We start from the raw sequence: 803 nt of genomic DNA on the forward strand, positions 1-803 counted from the left end.
CAAGCCCGCCGTCTGCTGGTCCAGCGTCGTGATCTGGGCTTCGTTCACGTCGCGGTTCAGGCTGGCGTACTGCTCTTGTGTGCTCAGGTCGGCTCCACCCACCTTGATGTTGCCCTGGCCCAGCGTGGCCTGCGTCTCGCCTTCCGTCTTGTGGCCTTGCTTGCTCATGCTCACCGTCGTGGTGCCCGAGCTGGCCTGCAGGCCGCTGCTGCTCTGCTCGCTCTTGCTGCGGTCCTCCAGATCCGTGACCGTCAGCGTGCCGGTCGTCAGGTTCAGCTGGCCGTGGTCGGTCAGCGTGCCGTCCTTGTTCTGCGTGGCGTTGGCGATCAGGCCGCCGATCAGCGTCGTGTCCTTGGCCGTGATGTGGCTCTTCGCTCCGTCGGTGATCAGCAGTTGGGTCTGGCTGCCGACCTGATTGCTCTCGCTGCTGCCGCTGCCGTTGCTGAAACCGCCGTTCACCGACGACACGCTGCCGCCACCAAACCCCGCCCCCACATTGCGGCTCTGGCTGCTGTTGCTGCTGCTGCTCGTGTCCTGCAAGCTCTGCACCGTCAGGCTGCCCACGTTCAGGTCCGCAGTCTCAGCCACCACCTCCGCGCCGCGTAGCGTGAAGTTCTGCGCATCACTCTCCAGGTGCCCCACGTTGATCGTGCTGTTCACGTTGCGCAGGCTCGTGCTGCTGCTTTGGCTGCTGCTGGTGCTCGCCGAGGCGCTGGCCGATCCATTGGTGCCGCCGCTGGCGGTCACGCTCTTGGTGCTGCTGGTCTCGGTCTTGTGCTGGTCGATGCCCGCGGTGATGAGCA

At 65.6% G+C, this 803-nt stretch carries 1 protein-coding gene; it reads right to left on the reverse strand.

Going from position 1 to position 803, the window contains the following annotated elements:
• On the reverse strand, positions 1-798 hold a 798-nt coding region (locus tag HGR_RS00330; protein ID WP_319946206.1), incomplete at its 3' end, for a hemagglutinin repeat-containing protein.
• Positions 799-803 lie beyond the last annotated feature (5 nt).

This window comes from Hylemonella gracilis ATCC 19624 (assembly GCF_000211835.1).
In the GTDB taxonomy this organism is placed as follows: Bacteria; Pseudomonadota; Gammaproteobacteria; order Burkholderiales; family Burkholderiaceae_C; genus Hylemonella; species Hylemonella gracilis.